Below are 18,316 nucleotides of genomic sequence, written 5' to 3'. Positions count from 1 at the left end.
AACAATAATGAAACGTTTTGAATCTTTGGGCGGGTGGGGTCGGGCTGCTACCAGCGGTTTGCTGGTCGCGCTGCTCGCCGCCTGCTCGGTGGAGCCCACGTATAAGCGGGCGGAGGTGGATACGCCGGCCGCGTTCAAGGAAACGCCTGCCGCTTCGGCACAGGACACGGGCACGTGGAAGCAGGCCCAGCCCGCCGACGACGCGCATCGCGGCCAATGGTGGACGATTTTCGGTGACCCGCAGTTGAACGCGCTGGAAGAGCAGGCGGCCGCCGCGAATCAGGATCTGAAGGCAGCGGCGGCGCGCGTGCAACAGGCGCGCGCGGTGACGCGGGCAGCGCGCTCGGACTGGTTCCCGAAGCTCGACGCGGGCTTCGGCCCGACGCGTGAGCGCGTTTCGGCGGCCTCGCAATTCCAGCCGGCCAGCGCGGGCGGTACGACGGGCACGATCTGGCGCGCGCAGGTGGGCGCGTCGTATGAAGCCGATCTATTCGGGCGCGTCGGTTCCAACGTGAACGCGTCGCAAGCGGACGAGCAGCAAAGCGAAGCGCTGTTCCGTTCAGTGCAGTTGTCGTTGCAGGCCGACGTCGCGCAGAACTATTTTCAACTGCGTGAACTCGACACGGATCAGGATCTATACCGCCGCACCGTGGCGCTGCGCGAGGACACGCTGAAGCTGGTCGAACGGCGTTTCAAGGAAGGCGATATCAGCGAACTGGACGTGTCGCGCGCCCGCAATGAACTGGCCAGCGCGCGCGCCGATGCGGTGGGCGTGGCGCGTCAGCGGGCGGCGTCCGAGCATAGCCTCGCGATTCTGCTCGGCAAGCCGCCGGCGGATTTCTCGTTCGCGGAAGCGCCGCTTGCGCCGGTCACGGTGCGCGTGCCGCCTGGTTTGCCTTCGGCCCTGCTCGAACGCCGGCCGGATATTTCGGCGGCGGAGCGGGCGATGGCGGCGGCGAACGCGCGGGTGGGTCTCGCGAAGTCGGCGTTCTTCCCGAAGCTCGATATCACGGGCGCATTCGGTTATGAGTCGGCGACCTTGGGCGATCTGTTCATGTGGTCGAGCCGTGCGTTCATTCTCGGGCCGTTCGCCGGCACGGCGCTGACCTTGCCTCTGTTCGACGGCGGCCGCCGCAAGGCGAACCTCGCGCAAGCTCGCTCGAAGTACGACGAGGACGTCGCGCAATATCGTCAGCAGGTACTGGTGGCGTTCCGCGAGGTGGAGGACAACCTGGCCGATCTGCGTTTGCTCGACGATCAGATGCGCGAGCAGAACAATGCGGTGCAAGCATCGCAGCGCGCGGCGCATCTGTCGCGCACGCAGTACACCGAGGGCGCGGTCAGCTATCTGGACGTGATCGACGGCGAGCGGCAGGTGCTCCAAACGCAACTACAGGCGAGTCATTTGTCGGGCACGCAGGCGGTGGCGACGGTTAATCTGATTCGCGCATTGGGTGGTGGATGGAGCGATGTGAAGGCGCCGGATGCCGCGGTGGGATCGGTTGCGCCGGCTTCGGGTGCGGTTGCTGCTGCTACTTCTGCTTCTGCTTCTGCTCCCGCGGTGACGGAACAGGTAGCGAAGCGGTAGGTGTTTAGCAGGCCGTTGAAATATCCGTCGTTGATGCGCTCAGATGCATTACGACGGATGCTGGGTTTGCACTTTTGAAACGCGGAACACGATTGCGGGCATTCGGCGTTACTCGGGGGTTCACCATATCGGTGTTATCCATTGCTTCCAGCCCCTCAACCGGCAAGTGTGCGCATACGCGTCAGGTTGTAGCCGACCTGCGTCAGCACGAAGAGCTGGTCTACGCGTTCAAGTCCCCGATACATCGCTTGTCGAATTCGCCCGACTGTCTTGCCCCATCCGAACACCTGTTCAATGCGTTTACGTTTTTGCTGGCTGACCGCGTAGCCCGGCCAGCGCGTAGTTCGCTCGTCAATTGCTGAACCTCCTGGACGCCCATCGTTTTGCGCCACATGCGGCGTCACACGGTTCGCTCGACAACTGGCCACGAAACCGGCGGTGTCGTAGTTCTTGTCCGCGCCGACTGTGATGCCGAGCGGCGCAACACTTGCGGCATCGGCAAGCATCAGCTCGGCCGCGTCGCGCTCGGCGGTGCCCGTCGCCAGCGTCACCTGCGCGTTGACCACCAGGCCATGCCGGTTGTCTGTCAGCACGTGGCCCATATAACAGAGCATCGCTCCGGTTCCTTTGCTCTTGCGAAACAGGCGTGCCTGCTCGTCCGTCGTGGATTGGTGCGTCTCGTTACTGCGTTTCTGTCCGTGCCAGTTGTCATTCGGCGCTGGCGGTTCGTCAGGAGGCGTGTCGTCTTCGTCTGGACTTGCCTTCGGCACGAAGCTCTTATGCCCGGCCCATGCCTGAATCAACGTGCCGTCGACGCTAAAGTGCTCCCCAGAAAGATATCCGCGCTCGCGCGCGGTCTCGACTGTCTCGTTGAACAGCAACACCAGCACATCGTGTTCGAGCAACCGGTCGCGGTTCTTGCTGAACGTCGAGTGGTCCCACACGGTCCCGTCCATCGGCAGGCCGACGAACCAGCGGAACAGCATGTTGTAGGAAATCTGTTCCACCAGCATGCGCTCGCTACGAATCGAATACAGAACCTGCAGCAAAAGAGCTCGCACCAGCTTCTCCGGCGCGATGCTCGGCCGACCTCCTTTCGCGTCAGCCTCGTACATCCGCGCGAACACATCGTCCATGCGTTTAAGCGCGCCATTGAGCCAGATGCGAATCGGACGCAAGGGATGGTCCTTCGGCACAAAATCGTCCAGCTTCAACACCGTGAACATTGACTCGGTAAAACCATCTGGCCCACGCATCCGTTCCATCTCGCTCTCATTGATGACATCAGTTCAACGTTTACGCCTGCGTCCCGGATGACCGCTACATGAGGTATTTCACCGGCCTGTTAGATCAGTTGTTAGTGGTGGACGCCGGGGCGCGCGGTTGCGCGGCCCGGCGTTTTTGTTTGGGTAGCAGCGCGACGGCGCTTTTTAGCGGTTCTATTCCCCACAACGTCCCGCCAAATCATTTTTCCCGCTTTCCTTCCGAAAATCCCTTCGTAGACCACTGGTTTCGCCGCCTCTATCATGGGCCGCACCTCATCTGGAGAGAGGCGATGACCTGTCCGACTTTCCGCTGTTCGCGCTGACCGACTGGCGCTTCCTGTCACTGCCACGCGCGGGCTAAGCCGCGCGTCGCGGATTTCCGTTGCCCGATGTTCTCCGGCATGCGTCGCCGCGTGCCGTTGGACCGGCTCGCCTCAAAACCGATACGTCACGACTTTACGAGTTCACCATGCGCATTTCTCTATCCACATTGCTGCGCTCTTTCAATGCGCCGGCTCGCACGCTTTTCGGCGCATTCGGTCTCGCGCTGACGTTGTCCGCCATGTCGGCATTCGCGGCGGATGTGCCCACGCTGAAGATCGGCACCGCCACCAGCCCGCAAATCGAGGCGCTCAAAGTTGCCGCGCGCGAAGCCAGGGAGCAGGGACTCGACGTCAAGATCATCGAGTTCACCGACTGGAATACGCCGAACGCGGCGCTCGCCAACAAGGATATCGACGTCAACTACTTCCAGCACATTCCGTTTCTGGAGAACGCGAAAAAGCAGGGCGGCTATAACTTCGTCGCGATCGCGCCGGGCACGATCATGAAGATCGGCCTGTACTCGAAGAAGATCAAGCGCTTCGACGAATTGAAGAACGGCGCCACCGTCGCGATCGCCAACGATCCGGTCAATGGCGGCCGCGGGCTGTTGTTGCTGCAACGCGCCGGCCTCATCAAGCTGACGCCGGGTATCGACTATCGCGCCACGACGCTCGACATCATCGACAACCCGAAGCACCTGAAGATCGTGCAGCTCGAAGCTTCGCAACTGGCTCGTTCGCTCGACGACGTCGACCTCGCGCAAGGCTACCCGAGCTTCATCAAGCTCGCGGGCACCACCGATCCGAATAGCGCGCTGCTGTTCGACGGGCTGGAGAACAAGAACTACGCGATCCAGTGGGTCGTGCGTCCGGAAAGCGCGAATGATCCGCGTATCCGCAAGTTCATCGCGATCTATCAGCATTCGCCGGCCGTGCGCGCCGCGCTCGACAAAGCCTTCGGCACGCTTTACGCCGTCGCCTGGTAACGAAAGCGGTTAGGCGTGGCCGGAACAGAAAGGAGCCGCACGATGGCGAAGAAAAAGATTCTGCTGAACGCGTTCAACATGAATGCCGTCGGTCATATCAATCATGGCTTGTGGACGCATCCGCGCGACCGCTCCGCGCATTACACCGATCTCGACTATTGGACGAGTCTTGCGCAAACACTGGAGCGCGGCAAGTTCGACGGCATCTTTCTCGCGGATATCGTCGGCGTCTACGACGTTTATCAAGGCGGCCCGGACACGCCGTTGCGCGAATCGGTGCAGATTCCGATCAACGATCCGTCCCTGATCGTGCCCGCGATGGCGCACGTGACCCGGCATATCGGTTTCGGCGTCACGTCGAATCTGACCTACGAGCCGCCGTATCTGTTCGCACGCCGCATGTCGACGCTCGATCATCTGACCAGGGGCCGGGTGGGCTGGAACATCGTCACCGGCTATCTGGACAGCGCGGCGCGCGGCATGGGGCTCGCGCAGCAGATCAGCCACGACGACCGCTACGATCGCGCCGACGATTACATGGACGTGGTCTACAAGCTGTGGGAGCAAAGCTGGGAAGACGATGCGGTGGTGCGCGACCGCGCGGCGCGCATCTTCTCGCATCCCGACAAGGTGCATCGCGTGAAGCACGACGGTCCGTATTATTCGATCGACGCCATTCATTTGAGCGAGCCGTCGCCGCAACGCACGCCGGTGCTTTACCAGGCGGGTTCGTCGAGCCGGGGTGTCGATTTCGCGGCACGTCACGCGGAATGCGTGTTCGTCGGCGGGCAGAACAAGCCGCTCACGCGCTCCATTGTCGACGACATCCGCGCGCGCGCGGTGAGCTACGGGCGTGCCGCGGACGATATAAAAATCTTCGCGGGCATCACGGTTGTCGTCGGCGAAACGGAACGCGCGGCGCGGGAGAAGTTCGACGAGTACCGGCGTTATGCGAGTGCCGAAGGCGGCCTCGCGCATTTCTCCAGTTCGACCGGCATCGACTTCTCGCAATACGAGCTGGACGAGCCGATCTCGTATGTGAAGACCGAGTCGATGCAATCCGCCGTCGAAGCTATTTCGAAAAAGAGCGTGAGCGGCGTGTGGACCAAGCGCAAGGTACTCGAACAGATGACGCTCGGCGGCCGCGCGAAACCGGTGGTCGGCTCGCCGCAGCAGATCGCGGACGAACTGGTGTCGTGGATCGAGGAAGCGGGTGTCGACGGTTTCAATCTGACACGCACGGTGATGCCGGAATCGTTCGAGGACTTCGTGAATCTGGTCGTGCCGGAGTTGCAGAACCGCGGCGTCTATAAGGAAGATTACGATGCCGCGCCGACGCTGCGCGAAAAGCTGTTCGGCGCCGGCCGAGCGCGGCTGCCCGACGTGCATGCCGGCGCCAGGCATCGGCGTCATGCGCGACACCACCTGCCGAGCGCAGTGAATGCCTGAGAGGAGCGAAGCAATGGCTAATCTATTCGACGTGCCGCAGTTCATTGAAGACGCGCCGTCCCTCGCATCGAATCACGGTTCGCATCAGGCGACGCGAGCCGCCGTCGTATTCGACGACGTAGGCAAGACCTTCACTCATGCACGCGGCGTGCCGACTGCGGCGCTGTCGAACGTTACGCTGAACGTGGCGCACGGCGAAGTGTTCGGCATTATCGGCCGCAGCGGCGCGGGCAAGTCGACGCTGCTGCGGCTCGTGAACGGGTTGGAGAAGCCGAGTTCAGGCAGCGTGCGCGTGAACGGCGTGAGCGTCGGCGAACTCGACGAACGTGGCCTTGTTACATTGCGGCGGCGCATCGGCATGGTGTTTCAGCACTTCAATCTGCTTTCCGCGAAAACAGTGCGCGAGAACATTGCGTTGCCGCTGAAAATCGCAGGCACGCCGAAAGCGGTGATCGAGACCAAAGTCGACGCGCTGCTCGAACTGGTCGGCCTGTCCGCCAAACGCGACGCTTATCCGGCGAGCCTCTCCGGTGGTCAGAAACAGCGCGTCGGCATCGCGCGGGCTCTCGTCACCGATCCGCAGATTCTGCTTTGCGACGAAGCCACGTCCGCACTCGATCCCGAAACGACGCAGGCGATTCTCGCGTTGCTGCGCGATATCAATCGGCGGCTCGACCTCACCATCGTTTTGATCACCCACGAAATGCAGGTGATTCGCGAAGTCTGCGATACGGTTGCCGTGATCGAGCGCGGCGAAGTGGTGGAAAGCGGACCGGTGTGGCGCGTGTTCGGCGATCCGCGGCACGATGCGACGCGCGCGTTGCTGCGCACGCTCGTGCACGACTTGCCCGCGGATCTCGCTGAACGCATCAAGCCTTTGCACGACATCGCGCAGACCGATGCGCGGATTCTGCTCGACGTGCGTTTCACCGGAGCCGATGCGCGCGAGCCGGATCTCGGCGGGCTGACTTCGGCGCTGAGCGTCGAAGGTGGGCGCGTGAGCTTCGTGCATGGCGGCATCGACAGGATTCAGGGGCATGCGCAAGGGCGTCTGGTCGTGTCGGCGCAAGTGCGCGCGAATGCGCACGGCACGATTCAAAAGCAGATCGCGACGCTCGTCGAGCGCGCGCGCGGCTACGCCAATCACGTCGAGGTGCTCGGCTATGTCTGATCTCTGGCTCTCGGAACTCGCGGACGCGATTCGCGACACCGTCGTGATGGTCGGCGTCTCCGCGTTCGTCGCGGCGTTGGCCGGCATTCCTCTGGCGCTGGTGCTGGTGACCACGACACGCGGCGGCATCTTCGAAAAGCGCGCGGTGAACAGCACGCTCGGCGCGCTCGTCAACGTGTTCCGCTCCACGCCGTTCATCATTCTGCTGGTCGCGCTGCTGCCGCTGACGCGCTTGCTGATCGGCACGACGATCGGCGTATGGGCCGCGATCGTGCCGCTCAGCATCGCCGCGATTCCGTTTTTTGCGCGCGTGGCCGAAGTGAGTCTGCGCGAAGTGGACCGCGGTTTGATTGAAGCCGCGCAGGCGATGGGCGCGCAACGGCGTCACATCATCTGGCACGTGCTGCTGCCTGAAGCGCTTCCCGGCATTCTCGGCGGCTTCACGATCACGGTGGTGGCGATGATCGGCTCGTCGGCAATGGCGGGCGCGGTCGGCGCAGGCGGCCTCGGCGATCTGGCGATCCGTTACGGCTATCAGCGTTTCGATACCACGGTGATGGTGACGGTGATCGTATTGCTGATCGTCATCGTGACGGCCGTGCAGTTCGTTGGCGACCGCTTCGTGCGACGGTTGGCGCAGCGCGCGTGACGGCCGGACTGCGCTTATGATGCTCGCGTCGCTCGTCAAACCTTTTCACGTGGACATTGCATGAACGAACCCCGTCATCCCGAGGCGCTGCAAACGCAGCAGGCGTGCGCCGCGCCCGTGGTGCGCGATCTCGCCGGCTTGCTCGACGCATTGCGCGCCAGCGCCGCGCAGCGCGATCGCGACGGCGGTCACGCAGCCCGGGAAAAACAATGGATCGCGGACGCGGGACTGCTCACGCTTGCCGTGCCGCGCGAATTCGGCGGGCTCGGCGCGCGCTGGCCCGACATCTACGAGACGATTCGCAAGATCGCGGCGGTCGATAGTGCGCTGGCGCATCTGTTGGGCTTTACCTGCTTGCAGGTGGTCAGCGTCAATGTATGGGGCAACCCCGAACAACGCGCACGCTATCTGGGCGGCACCGTGGAAGGGCGCTGGTGGTGGGGCAATGCGGTCAATCCGCTCGACACGCGGCTCGTCGCGAGCGCGAGCGGCGACGGCGGCTTTCTTCTCAACGGCCAGAAGGGCTTTTGCTCGGGCACGCGCGGCTCGCGGATGATGACCGTCTCCGCGCACGATCCGGCCAGCGGCAAACCGGTGTTCGCCGTGGTGCCGACCACGCGCGAGGGCATCGCCGTCCACGAAGACTGGAATCCGATCGGTCAGCGGCAGACCGACAGCGGCAGCGTGTCCTTCGCGCAGGTCAGGGTCGAGCCGCATGAGGTGCTCGTGCGCGCCGATACGCCGTATGCGAGTTTGCGCACGCTGGTTTCGCAGCAGGTGTTGATCAATCTGTTCGTGGGCATCGCGCAAGGTGCGCTCGAGGAAGCGCGCGGCTACGTCAATCAGCATGGCAAGCCGTGGATCAGCTCCGGCGTCGACAAGGCCACCGACGATCCTTACCTGATCCAGCGTTTCGGCGAGATGCGCCTGCAAGCGGTGAGCGCGGAAGCGCTGGCGACCCGCGCCGCTTATGCACTCGAGGACGCGTGGCAACAAGGTCCGGCGCTTTCCGCGGAAGCCCGCGCGCACGTCGCGCTCGCCACGTCGGAGGCGAAAATCCTGGCGCATCGCGCCGCGCTCGACGTCAGCGAAAAACTGTTCGACGCCTGCGGCGCTCGCGCCACGCATGCTCCGCTCGCGCTCGACCGGTTCTGGCGCAACGCTCGCGTGCATACGCTGCACGATCCGCTCGACTATCGTGTGCGTGACGTCGGCCGTTATGCACTGAGCGGGACATTGCCGGAGGTTTCTTTGTACACTTGAGGCGGTTCGCGGCGGCCGTCCCCGTTATGACGCGCCGCGGTTTATCCCCCTTCAAGAGATTGCCGACTTGCAGTTCAAACTCCCGACTACCGCAACGGCGCCGTTTTGCCCATCCGAGGTGCAAGGCTCGGTCGCCGTCTCGCAAGGCGCGCCTTTCTGGAAAAAAATCCTGCAATTCGCCGGCCCCGGCCTGCTCATCTCGATCGGCTACATGGACCCGGGCAATTGGGCCACCGATATCGAAGCCGGATCGCGCTACGGCTACAGTCTGCTGTTCGTCGTCATGTTGTCGAGCCTCGCGGCGATGGTGCTGCAATGCCTGAGCATGCGACTCGGCATCGTCACCGGGCGCGATCTTGCGCAGTTGTCGCGAGCGCGTTATTCGCCGGCCGTGGCGCGCGTTCAATGGCTGCTCGCCGAGGTGTCGATCGTGGCCTGCGATCTGGCCGAAGTGCTCGGCGGCGCGCTCGCCTTCCATCTGCTGTTCAAATGCTCGCTGACCACCGGCGTCTTGCTGACCGCGTTCGATACGCTGATCGTGCTCGGCCTGAAGGGCAAGAACTTCCGCGACCTCGAAGCGATCATGCTCGGCCTGATCGCGACCATCGGCGTGGGGTACGTCATCGAATTGGCGCTGGTGCAGCCGCACTGGCCGTCGGTCGCGCAAGGGTTGATTCCGTCGTGGGAGGCGCTCAGCAGCCGCGAGCCGATGTATCTCGCGATCGGCATTCTCGGCGCGACCGTGATGCCGCATAACCTCTACCTGCATTCGTCGATCGTGCAGACGCGCGCGGTGAAGCGCGACGCCGCGAGCATCGGATCGGCGATCGGCATGTCGCGCATCGATACGATCGTGTCGCTGGTGCTCGCGCTGCTGATCAACATGGCGATCCTGATTCTCGCCGGGGCGGCGTTTCATGCGACCGGCCACGATCAGGTCACCGAGATCGAAGACGCTTACACACTGCTCGCGCCGATCGTCGGCACCGGTTTGGCGGCGGTGTTGTTCGCCGTCACCTTGCTCGCCTCGGGACAAAGCTCGACCTTTACGGGCACGGTGGCCGGGCAGGTCATCATGGAAGGCTTTCTGAACCTGAAAATTCCGTGCTGGCAACGGCGCTTCATTACGCGGGCGCTCGCCTTGATCCCCGCGCTGATCGGCGTGCAGATGATGGGCAACGGCGCGGTCGGCAAACTGCTGGTCGCAAGCCAGGTGGTGTTGAGCCTGCAATTGCCGTTCGCGCTTTATCCGCTGATCCGCATGACCAGCGACCGTTCGCTGATGGGCGAATTCGCCAACAAGCTGCCGACGCGGCTACTGGCGTGGATGCTGTTCGTGGCGATCAGCGCGGCGAACTTGTGGCTGGTGGTGCAGACGGTTGGGCTGGTGGATTGAGGCGGTGCCGGGGCGGCTTGAGGTGGTAGCCGTGGTGGTGCCGGTGGCGGTGGCTGTGACAAAAAAAGTCCGCTCGTAACGGCGGACTTTTTTCTCAGGCTTCGCTTCGAGTCGGGCGGACCAGCCCTCGTCGATTCAGTTCGGCTCAGGCGGCTTGCGCGATCTGCGCTGCGTCGAGCGCTTCCTGGCGGGCCGCTGCGGCTTTCTTCGTCTTCCCGGCGCGCGACGGCGGCTGGCACGCGCCGCACACCACGTTGTGTTGCAGGTCGTGCTTGTGCGCGACGAACTTGCCGGTGCAACGGCAGCATTTGGTCAACTGCAGAATGTCGGCGTCGAAGAAACGCACCAGCGTCCAGGCGCGCGTCAAATCCAGCACCGGTTCGGTTTCGCTGTGCTTGCAGTGTTCGAGATACAGCCGGTAGCCCTTGGTCAGCGCATCCAGATGCGAGCAACGCGCTTCGTTCTTCAGGAACAGGTACGTGTTGTAGAACAACGATGCGTGGATGTTCGCCAGCCACGTCATATACCAGTCCGCCGAGAACGGCAGCATGCCCTTGGGCGGCGATACGCCCTTGACCTCGCGGTACAGGCGAATCATGCGGTCGCGCGAGAGCGTCAGTTCGCTCTCCAGCACCTGCATGCGGGCGCCGAGTTCGATCAGCGCGATGGCGCGGAATACTTCTTGTGCGTCTTCCGTCAGGCTACGCTTGAGCATCGCAGTCACCTCGATTAAGCGAACTGCTCGGCGGGCTGGCCCGCAAGCAGGATTGCCGCGTGAGTCGGAGCAACTGCTGCGTGCTTCGTGGTTTGCGTCAACGCCGACAACATGGCGTGGTCGTTGAAGCGGAAGAAGCACAAAAGCTGATCGGAAGCGGCCAGCTTGACGACCTGCGCGAGCGACAGCCCGCCAAGCAGATCGGCCAGTTCCGATGACAGTCCCAGCCGGAACATCCCGACTGCTTTGTCCTCGCGCAACATGCGCTGCGCAAGCATGATGTACGACAAGTTGATCTCGCGGATTGAATCCAGCGTCTCGCTGCTACGGTCCATTTTCTCTGTTTCCGAAGCCCCGAATTACCATGCCGGCTTTTTGCCGTTTTCTCTTTTATGCCTCGCCGGAAACGATGACCTCCGGCTACATGTCTTGATACAGATGGCGACTTTTTGATACATCGCGTTACATTTCGTAACAGCTTGGGACGAATTGTATGAAGGGCAAAACAAGAAATCAATCCCTTCTCGAAAAAATATCGCTAAAAAGATACATCAATTTCAGGTAATTTTTTCACGGGCTCGTAATAGAAGCCGTTATGCACATTTTTGGGGTGGGGCGACCTTCGTCTGGTCCCTGAAAACCCTTATAGAACAGGACTTGTAAGCTTTCGTCTGAGCACACGATAAGTGTGGGGCGATCTCGCCGATTTAAGCGCGCCTGGAAAAGAAAAAGCAGAAGGGCGAGCTGCTGAGATGTAATAAATACCGCACGTTTTCGGAGGTGGGGGACAAATCACAGATGTAACAGATCGTCGCGGCCCTGGTTACAAACCAGGCCGAGTTTGTAACTTTTTTCGTAACATCCTGGGGCCGGCCGGTCGAACCTGCTCGACTGCGGGGCCGGGAACAGCGGCCGCGTCGGCCGTCCATGACGGGCCATTCGCCCTGGCCTGGATGTCAGCCGTAGCCGGTCTGTTAGGGCAAGAGGAGGTCAGATCACGCGCCGCCGGTTCGAGACAGCGACGGCTCACATGAACCGCGCCATCAAATCGGCGTCGTGAAATACGCCGTCGACATTCAGCGCGGCGACTTCGCATCCGTATTTCCGAAAGCCGAGCGACTCATAGAGCTTGCGCGCCGTCTCGTTGCGGCTGCCGACCATGAGTTGGACTTGCCGCAAAGCTTCTATTCGCGCCGCACGCGCCAGCAACTCGTCGAGCAACGCGCGCCCAACGCCACGCCCAGCGGCTTCCGGCGCGACGTACATGCCGACCACGGCGGCTTTGTGCCGCTCCTTGTCGCGCGGGTTGCGCCGCATTCCGACCACGCCGACGAGCGGTGCGCCGGCCGATGCGTAAGCGCCCAGCAGAAAATCACCGTCGGCCGCGCGCGAACCTTCCAACATGGCGTCGTGTTGCGCCGCGCCTCTTGCCAGCGCGTCCGCGTAGCTTTGGCCGAATGATTCCGGATGCGCCTTCAGTCCGCGCAGGCGAAGTTCGAAGTAGGCGTCGCGGTCGGCCAGTGCGAGTTGGCGTATCAGCACGGCGTGATTGTTCAAGTGCATCTCCGTGAACGGTTGTTCGAATCGGGTGGTCGTGACCGGCGCGCATTGCCCGGTTTCGGCGGTGTTGCGGGATCAAACCACGACTAAGGCGCCGCCTGGGCGCGCTGGCTTTCGGCAAACTCGCGCAACGCCGCCGCGGTTTGCTGGTCGGCTGGAAAAAACGCTTCGATCGCCAGCTCCGATAGCGTCACGTCCACCGGCGTACCGAATACGGTGGTGGTGCTGAAAAACGACAGCAGCCCAAGCGGCGTGCGTAGCCGCAGCGGCACGGCAATCTGATTGATGGCCGGGTCGGGGTCGATCGCCTGCGCGCCAGGCGGCGCGGGATAGCCCGCCAACTCGTCGCGCAACGCGCTCAGCGTGTCGTCGCCGCTTACGTCGATCTGACGTTGCAGCCGGGCCAGCACATGTTCCAGCCAGGCATGCCAGTTGACGATGGAAGCCGCGATCCCCTCCGGATGCAAGCTCAGGCGCAGCGCATTGACCGGCGGCTTCAGCAGCTCCGCGCTTGCGCCCGCCACCAGAGGCGCGAGCGCGCTGTTGGCGGCAAGGATGGTCCAGTGACGGTCGATGGCGAGCGCCGGATACGGCTCGTGCCCCTTGAGCACCAGTTCGACGGCCTCGCGCGCGGCGGCCAACTGGGGATCGGTGAGCGGACGCTCACGGAACAACGGCGCATAACCCGCCGCGATCAGCAGCGCATTGCGTGCACGCAGCGGCACGTCGAGCCGTTCCGCCAGATGCATGACCATCTCCCGGCTCGGCACCGCGCGGCCTGATTCGACGAAGCTCAGATGCCGCGTCGAAATATCGGCCTCGGCCGCGAGCAGCAACTGGCTCATTCTTCGCCGCTGCCGCCATTCGCGCAGCAGATCGCCGACCGTGCGGCTGGCCGTCGGCGGAGTCGACGGGGCGGTTTGCGCAAGAGAGAGCGTATTCATGCCAACGATGATAGCCAAACCGCGCTGGCAATCCATTACCTCGCACGTAATCGACGCGCCGCGCGCGAGCCGCCAATCTTCACTCCGAGCCCGCCGCATACAACGTGTTTGCCGAGCGTAGTGCTCAGTCGCTACCCATGAAGGAGTCTGAGATGAATGCGCATACCGATCTGATCGACCGTTATTTCGACGCATGGAATGAAACCGATGGCGCGCGCCGTCGCGAGTTGATCGCCGCGACGTGGGCCGCGGATGCCGACTATCGTGATCCGCTGCTGGCGGGCGCGGGCCACGACGGCATCGACGCGATGATCCGCGCGGTGCATGAACGCTTCCCGCATCACACGTTTCGCCGCACGACCGAGGTCGACGGCTTCGCGAACCGGCTGCGTTTTTCCTGGGAACTGACCACGCCCGCGGGCGAGGCGATCGTCAAGGGTTCCGATTTCGGCGTGGTCGATGCGCATGGCCGCCTGCAGGCGGTCACCGGTTTCCTCGACCAGGCGCCGGCCGCGGCCTGACCGGCGTCATCTTTTCACGGAGACGATCATGCTTGAGCCCGCTGCCGCCACGGCCGTCCGAACCGTCGTCGCGTTCGCGCGCCTGTCGTGCGCCGTCGACGCGTTGTGCAGCGCCATCGCCGGTTTCGCCTTGCTCGCCGGCGCGCGCGCGTTCACGTTCACCGCCTTGCTCGCGTGGCGCGAGCCGGTGCTGGGCGGCGCGGGCCTCGTGCTGCTGGCGCTGGTCGGCTGGCTGCGGTGGCGGTGCGGCGTCTCGCGCGGCTTTGCGCGGATGGACGCAAAGTTGCTTGCTACAATCGATCGCCCGAATGCAATCCGCGGCGCTGTTCCGTTCTCGTCGAGCGCCGGTCGTATCGGCGAGACCCGAACGCGGGCGTGAAGCGGTCGCTGCATAAAGAATCGACTGTTGTTTAAAACCGGGCGGCCAGCCGCCAATCGAACTACAAGGAGACACCGTGCTGAAGAATCTCGACCCGCTGCTGAATGCCGATGTGCTGCATGCGTTGCGCTCGATGGGCCATGGCGACGAACTGGTGATTTGCGACGCGAACTTTCCGGGCGATTCGGTCGCCCGCGAGAGTGTGCTCGGCAACCTGCTTCGCCTCGACGGCGTGAGCGCGCCGCGCGCGATTCGCGCGGTGCTGTCGGTGATGCCGCTGGATACGTTCATCGAACATCCCGCCTCGCGGATGGAAGTGGTCGGCGAGCCGCAGACGATTCCGGCGGTGCAGCGCGAGGCGCAGACCGAGGTCAATGCCGCGGAAGGGCGGGAGGTGCCGTTTGCGTCGATTGAACGGTTCGCTTTTTACGAGCGGGCGCGCAAAGCCTATTGCGTGATCGCCACGGGCGAGGAGCGCGGTTATGGTTGCTTCGTGTTCACCAAGGGCGTGCTGCTTGCGCCGGATGCGCCTCGGTAATCGCCTGCGCTCCAATACAGCGGGCGCCGCGCCGCTCGGCCCCGCCCGAGCTTGGAAAAGGCGGGTAATGCACATATCCTCAGGTGCAAGGCGGGGAACTGCGGCAACCTGACCGGGTCTGCTGCTTATTCATTTATAGGAGCTTCTCATGGCGCGTCCCGTCGATTCCGGCGTTATCCTCATCGCACGTATCGCCCTTGCCGTGCTGTTTCTGTGGGGCGGTGTGATGAAACTGCTGGGCTATGCGGGCTTCGTCGGCTACCTGCATTCGAAGGGCGTGCCGTTCGTGCAGATCGCCGCGCCGATCGCGACCGTGGTCGAGGCGCTCGGCGGCCTCTTGCTGATCGTCGGCTTCAAGGTGCGTCCGCTTGCCGTGATCATGGCCGTCTATACCGTGGCGACGGCGGTGTTGGGCCACGATTTCTGGAACGTCACCGATCCGGCCTTGCAGCGCGACATGGTGATCCATTTCTGGAAGAACATCGGAATCGCCGGCGGCTTCCTGCTGCTGTTCGTGACCGGCGCGGGCCGTATCAGCATCGACGGCGCACGTGCGCCGCGCGGCGGGCTGGGGCTCTGATACGGGAGCCCGGGCGGCGGGCGCCCGACGCCATCGATTCTGGCTGCAACCAAGGGAGCAAACAATGATTCAGAGTTTCGAGCAAACCATTGGCGGCAAGGTGATGCAGTTGTGCGCGAGCCTCGGCGAAGGGCCCACGCCTCATCGGGTCATCATCAGCCTGGCTGATTCGGCGAAAACACTCGTCGTGCTGGATGCGTCCGGCCTCATCGGCACGCTCAAGGCGGAGATCGAGGAGCCCGACAAGCTGATCGCCGATGCGATCACGAAGGCGCAAAACGAAGGGCTGATCGAACGCGCGATCGATACCGGCACGATTCAGGAAGCGTCGCTGTAAGCCGCGGGGCGGCGCAGCGGTTCTTTGGCCGCTCCGTCGTGTTGCCGCAGCCTTGCCATTGAAAAACGACCCCCGCGATGCGCGCGCATCGCGGGGGTCGTTTTTTTCACGGATCGAGTCGCGTCGACCGCCAGCCCCGCTCAGCGAGCTTGCGGCGCTGCGTCCTTGATAAACAGCGTGGTCAATGCGCCGAGAATGCAGATCGCTCCCACATACAGCGGCGCGGCCATCGGGTTGGACTTCATCATCAGCGAGACGGCGATCGGCGTGAGGCCGCCGAACACCGCATAGGCGACGTTATACGAGAACGAGATGCCCGAAAACCGCACGACGGGCGGAAACGCCTTGACCATCACGAACGGAATCGCGCCGATCACGCCGACAAACAGGCCGGCCGCGGCGTAGAGCGGCACCAGCGCAGACGTATCGACGGCGAGTTGCTGGAACATCACGTAGTACGTGACCGCCAGCGCGAGTCCGCCGATGAAAATCGTGCGCCCCGCGCCGATGCGGCCGGCGATCGAACCCGCCATCACGCAGCCGATCGTCAGGCACAGCGTCGCCACGCAATTCGCCAGCAGCGCGGTGGCCGGCGCGACATGAAACTGCTTTTGCAGCAGCGTCGGCGTCATCAGAATTACCACGACGATCGCGGCCGACAGCATCCACGTGAGCAGCATCGAGACGATCACGGCGCGGCCGTGGTCGCGCAGCACGGCCTTGAGCGGCACTTCGGCGGCGATCGCCTTGCGCTGCTTGAGTTCGGCGAAGACCGGCGTTTCATGCAGCCAGCGGCGCAGGTAGACGGAGAACATGCCGAACACGCCGCCCACGAGGAACGGCAGGCGCCACGCATACGCGGAGATCTCCGCCGGCGCGAAGTTGCGGTTCACCGCCGAGGCGATCAGCGAGCCGAGCAGGATGCCTGCCGTAAGACCGGCCGTCAGCGTGCCGCATGCATAGCCGATATGCCGCTGCGGCACGTGCTCGGAGACGAACACCCAGGCGCCCGGCACTTCGCCGCCTACCGCCGCGCCTTGCATCACGCGGAACAACAGCAGCAGCACCGGCGCCAGCACGCCGATGCTCGCGTAGGTGGGCAGGAGGCCCATCATCAGCGTGGGCACCGACATCAGCAGCACGCTCAGCGTGAACATGCGCTTGCGGCCGAACAGGTCGCCGAAGTGCGCCATGATGATGCCGCCGAGCGGCCGCGCCAGATAGCCCGCCGCGAAGATCCCGAAGGTTTGCACCTGGCGCAGCCACTCCGGCATCGCGGCCGGGAAGAATAGCTGACCGATCGCCGGCGCGAAAAACACGAAGATGATGAAGTCGTAGAACTCGAGCGCTCCGCCGAGGGCGGCGAGGCCGAGCGTCTTGTAATCGCTGCGCCCAAGAGGGCGTGGGGTGGCAGCCTGCGCTCCACCCAGATTTGTCGCTTGCATTGCTATGTCGTTGTCTTGAATGGTGAGCCACACGTGGCGCGTGGAAATACGGCGGTCGTCGGGCGAGAAGTGTGGTAGGCGCTGGGTAGAGCACGGGACACCGGCGCGCCGGCCCGGATAGGGGGCGCGATGACGACTTTGGCCAGGCGGGGATTTTACAGGATGAAAGTCGCTCGCCTCGGGAAGTGCTTAATTCGATTGAGAAAAGTTCCGCGGGGACGGGCGTTTTCGCCACGGAGTTCCGGCTCTGCGCACTGGGAAACGTTGCGGCAGCTTGTAGGAGTTGCGGGATGGAGTTGTCGGGCGGCGTCGATAGATATGTAAATTAGGATTGTTCCTATGGGATGGAACGGGCCTGCCTCTGAGAATCGCGTCCGAGCTATCAGTTAAGAGTCATCCCCCATGCGCATTGCCATTCTTCAGCGTGACCCGGTCATGCGTCAGTCCATCGAAACAGTTCTTCTCAGCGCGGGCCATACGTGCATGGCCTACGATGACGGCCTTGCCATGTCGAAAGCGCTCGCCCGTTCCACCGTGGATCTGCTGGTGCTGGACTGGCACGGCACGCGCCTGTCCGGTGCGGAGGTGCTGAGGTCGGTGCGGGCGGTCGGCGGCGACCGGTTGCCGGTCATCTTCGCCTCGCGGGAGACGTCGGAGGAAAGCATGGTGCGAGCCCTCTCCGGCGGCGCGGACGATTACGTCGCGTTGCCGCTGCGCCCAGCCGAGTTCCGGGAGCGCGTCGGAGCGCTGCTGCGGCGCGCGTATCCCGATCGCTCCAGCGTGGCGAGTTTCGACGTGGGGCCGTACCATTTCGACATTTCCCGTCGCCCGCAAAGCCTTACCCAGCAGGGGCTGTTTAATATTTGTTCAAAATTCGTTCAAAACTCCCAGTTCCGATTCGCTGCGCTCGGGAGTGGTTTGTGGGCGTTGCGGAGGCCTGCTCTGCGAATCTGATTGGTGTGCGTCGCCGTCCGGCCATTTACTGCCGTTTGCCAAGTTTCGTGGATCGGCGAGTGAACGTCAGCTTCCGCCGAGCTACCTGACAGTCGCACCTTGACAAGGTAACGACATCATTGGCGGAGGATAATGTGGTGGGTCCCGAGCAAGCCGACGCTGTTGACAAGGTCGGGCCGGGCATTTTGGTAGGACCCTTGGTCGCATTGCGACCGACCTGGTGACGTAGACTACGAGGCACGGACTCAACCGG

General features: G+C 63.3%; 18 protein-coding genes and 1 pseudogene. 13 read left to right on the top strand and 6 right to left on the bottom strand.

What is annotated here, in order from left to right:
- The first annotated feature begins 7 nt into the window (after positions 1–7).
- Positions 8–1,588 carry an efflux transporter outer membrane subunit gene (locus tag CUJ90_RS20505; protein WP_114163819.1) on the top strand — a complete coding sequence of 527 codons (1,581 nt, stop codon included), beginning with the start codon at positions 8–10 and terminating at the stop codon, positions 1,586–1,588.
- 155 nt (positions 1,589–1,743) lie between these two features.
- Here the strand turns inward: CUJ90_RS20505 and CUJ90_RS20500 are convergent, their stop codons facing one another.
- Positions 1,744–2,844, bottom strand: coding sequence for an IS5 family transposase (locus CUJ90_RS20500; protein WP_073432307.1), 1,101 nt, complete (start codon positions 2,842–2,844; stop codon positions 1,744–1,746).
- 478 nt (positions 2,845–3,322) lie between these two features.
- Here CUJ90_RS20500 and CUJ90_RS20495 point away from each other — a divergent pair, with 478 nt between their 5' ends.
- The 6 genes from CUJ90_RS20495 to CUJ90_RS20470 all read left to right on the top strand — a co-directional run bounded on the left by CUJ90_RS20495 (position 3,323) and on the right by CUJ90_RS20470 (position 10,090).
- Positions 3,323–4,162: a MetQ/NlpA family ABC transporter substrate-binding protein gene (locus CUJ90_RS20495; protein ID WP_114163818.1), complete on the top strand. Its 840-nt coding sequence runs from the start codon at positions 3,323–3,325 to the stop codon at positions 4,160–4,162.
- Positions 4,163–4,204: 42 nt separating this feature from the next.
- Positions 4,205–5,611: an LLM class flavin-dependent oxidoreductase gene (locus CUJ90_RS20490; RefSeq protein WP_114163817.1), complete on the top strand. Its 1,407-nt coding sequence runs from the start codon at positions 4,205–4,207 to the stop codon at positions 5,609–5,611.
- A 13-nt stretch (positions 5,612–5,624) separates the two neighbouring features.
- Positions 5,625–6,782, top strand: coding sequence for a methionine ABC transporter ATP-binding protein (locus CUJ90_RS20485; RefSeq protein WP_114163816.1), 1,158 nt, complete (start codon positions 5,625–5,627; stop codon positions 6,780–6,782).
- On the top strand, positions 6,775–7,431 hold the full coding sequence (locus tag CUJ90_RS20480; RefSeq protein ID WP_073430151.1) for a methionine ABC transporter permease: 657 nt from the start codon (positions 6,775–6,777) through the stop codon (positions 7,429–7,431). The genes CUJ90_RS20485 and CUJ90_RS20480 overlap by 8 nt, the downstream gene beginning before the upstream one ends.
- A gap of 60 nt (positions 7,432–7,491) precedes the next feature.
- Positions 7,492–8,694, top strand: a complete 1,203-nt coding sequence (locus CUJ90_RS20475; RefSeq protein WP_114163815.1) for an acyl-CoA dehydrogenase family protein — start codon at positions 7,492–7,494, stop codon at positions 8,692–8,694.
- Positions 8,695–8,761: 67 nt separating this feature from the next.
- Positions 8,762–10,090 carry an Nramp family divalent metal transporter gene (locus tag CUJ90_RS20470; protein ID WP_114163814.1) on the top strand — a complete coding sequence of 443 codons (1,329 nt, stop codon included), beginning with the start codon at positions 8,762–8,764 and terminating at the stop codon, positions 10,088–10,090.
- A 145-nt stretch (positions 10,091–10,235) separates the two neighbouring features.
- On the opposite strand, the gene flhC is transcribed toward CUJ90_RS20470, so the two are convergent.
- The 4 genes from flhC to CUJ90_RS20450 form a co-directional block, all read right to left on the bottom strand.
- Complete coding sequence (gene flhC, locus CUJ90_RS20465; protein WP_073430148.1) at positions 10,236–10,805, bottom strand: flagellar transcriptional regulator FlhC; 570 nt, start codon at positions 10,803–10,805, stop codon at positions 10,236–10,238.
- Positions 10,806–10,819: 14 nt separating this feature from the next.
- Positions 10,820–11,140, bottom strand: a complete 321-nt coding sequence (gene flhD, locus CUJ90_RS20460) for a flagellar transcriptional regulator FlhD (RefSeq protein WP_073430147.1) — start codon at positions 11,138–11,140, stop codon at positions 10,820–10,822.
- Positions 11,141–11,831: 691 nt separating this feature from the next.
- On the bottom strand, positions 11,832–12,368 hold the full coding sequence (locus CUJ90_RS20455; protein WP_073430146.1) for a GNAT family N-acetyltransferase: 537 nt from the start codon (positions 12,366–12,368) through the stop codon (positions 11,832–11,834).
- Positions 12,369–12,451: 83 nt separating this feature from the next.
- The gene (locus tag CUJ90_RS20450) at positions 12,452–13,309 is read right to left on the bottom strand and encodes a helix-turn-helix domain-containing protein (RefSeq protein ID WP_244143178.1); all 858 of its coding nucleotides are present in this window, start codon (positions 13,307–13,309) and stop codon (positions 12,452–12,454) included.
- A gap of 152 nt (positions 13,310–13,461) precedes the next feature.
- On the opposite strand from CUJ90_RS20450, the gene CUJ90_RS20445 reads away from it, so the two are divergent.
- From CUJ90_RS20445 to CUJ90_RS20425, 5 genes are all read left to right on the top strand, one after another.
- A complete protein-coding gene (locus CUJ90_RS20445) occupies positions 13,462–13,830 on the top strand; it encodes a nuclear transport factor 2 family protein (protein ID WP_114163813.1) in 369 nt (122 codons plus the stop codon).
- Positions 13,831–13,858: 28 nt separating this feature from the next.
- A complete protein-coding gene (locus CUJ90_RS20440; RefSeq protein WP_235004897.1) occupies positions 13,859–14,209 on the top strand; it encodes a hypothetical protein in 351 nt (116 codons plus the stop codon).
- Between the two features lie 76 nt (positions 14,210–14,285).
- On the top strand, positions 14,286–14,747 hold the full coding sequence (locus tag CUJ90_RS20435; protein ID WP_073430143.1) for an RbsD/FucU family protein: 462 nt from the start codon (positions 14,286–14,288) through the stop codon (positions 14,745–14,747).
- Between the two features lie 148 nt (positions 14,748–14,895).
- Entirely contained in the window at positions 14,896–15,327 is a 432-nt protein-coding gene (locus CUJ90_RS20430; protein ID WP_073430142.1) for a DoxX family protein, read from the top strand.
- Between the two features lie 64 nt (positions 15,328–15,391).
- Positions 15,392–15,664 carry a hypothetical protein gene (locus CUJ90_RS20425; protein ID WP_114163812.1) on the top strand — a complete coding sequence of 91 codons (273 nt, stop codon included), beginning with the start codon at positions 15,392–15,394 and terminating at the stop codon, positions 15,662–15,664.
- 140 nt (positions 15,665–15,804) lie between these two features.
- Here the strand turns inward: CUJ90_RS20425 and CUJ90_RS20420 are convergent, their stop codons facing one another.
- Positions 15,805–17,109 (bottom strand): MFS transporter, encoded by a 1,305-nt coding sequence (locus CUJ90_RS20420; protein ID WP_073430140.1) that lies wholly within the window; start codon positions 17,107–17,109, stop codon positions 15,805–15,807.
- A gap of 402 nt (positions 17,110–17,511) precedes the next feature.
- Here CUJ90_RS20420 and CUJ90_RS20415 point away from each other — a divergent pair.
- Positions 17,512–17,935 (top strand): annotated as a pseudogene (locus tag CUJ90_RS20415) (response regulator transcription factor); the annotation flags it as partial.
- Between the last annotated feature and the right edge of the window lie 381 nt (positions 17,936–18,316).

The organism is Paraburkholderia terricola (genome assembly GCF_003330825.1).
Lineage (GTDB): Bacteria > Pseudomonadota > Gammaproteobacteria > Burkholderiales > Burkholderiaceae > Paraburkholderia > Paraburkholderia terricola.
This window is presented reverse-complemented; position numbering and strand designations above follow the sequence as displayed.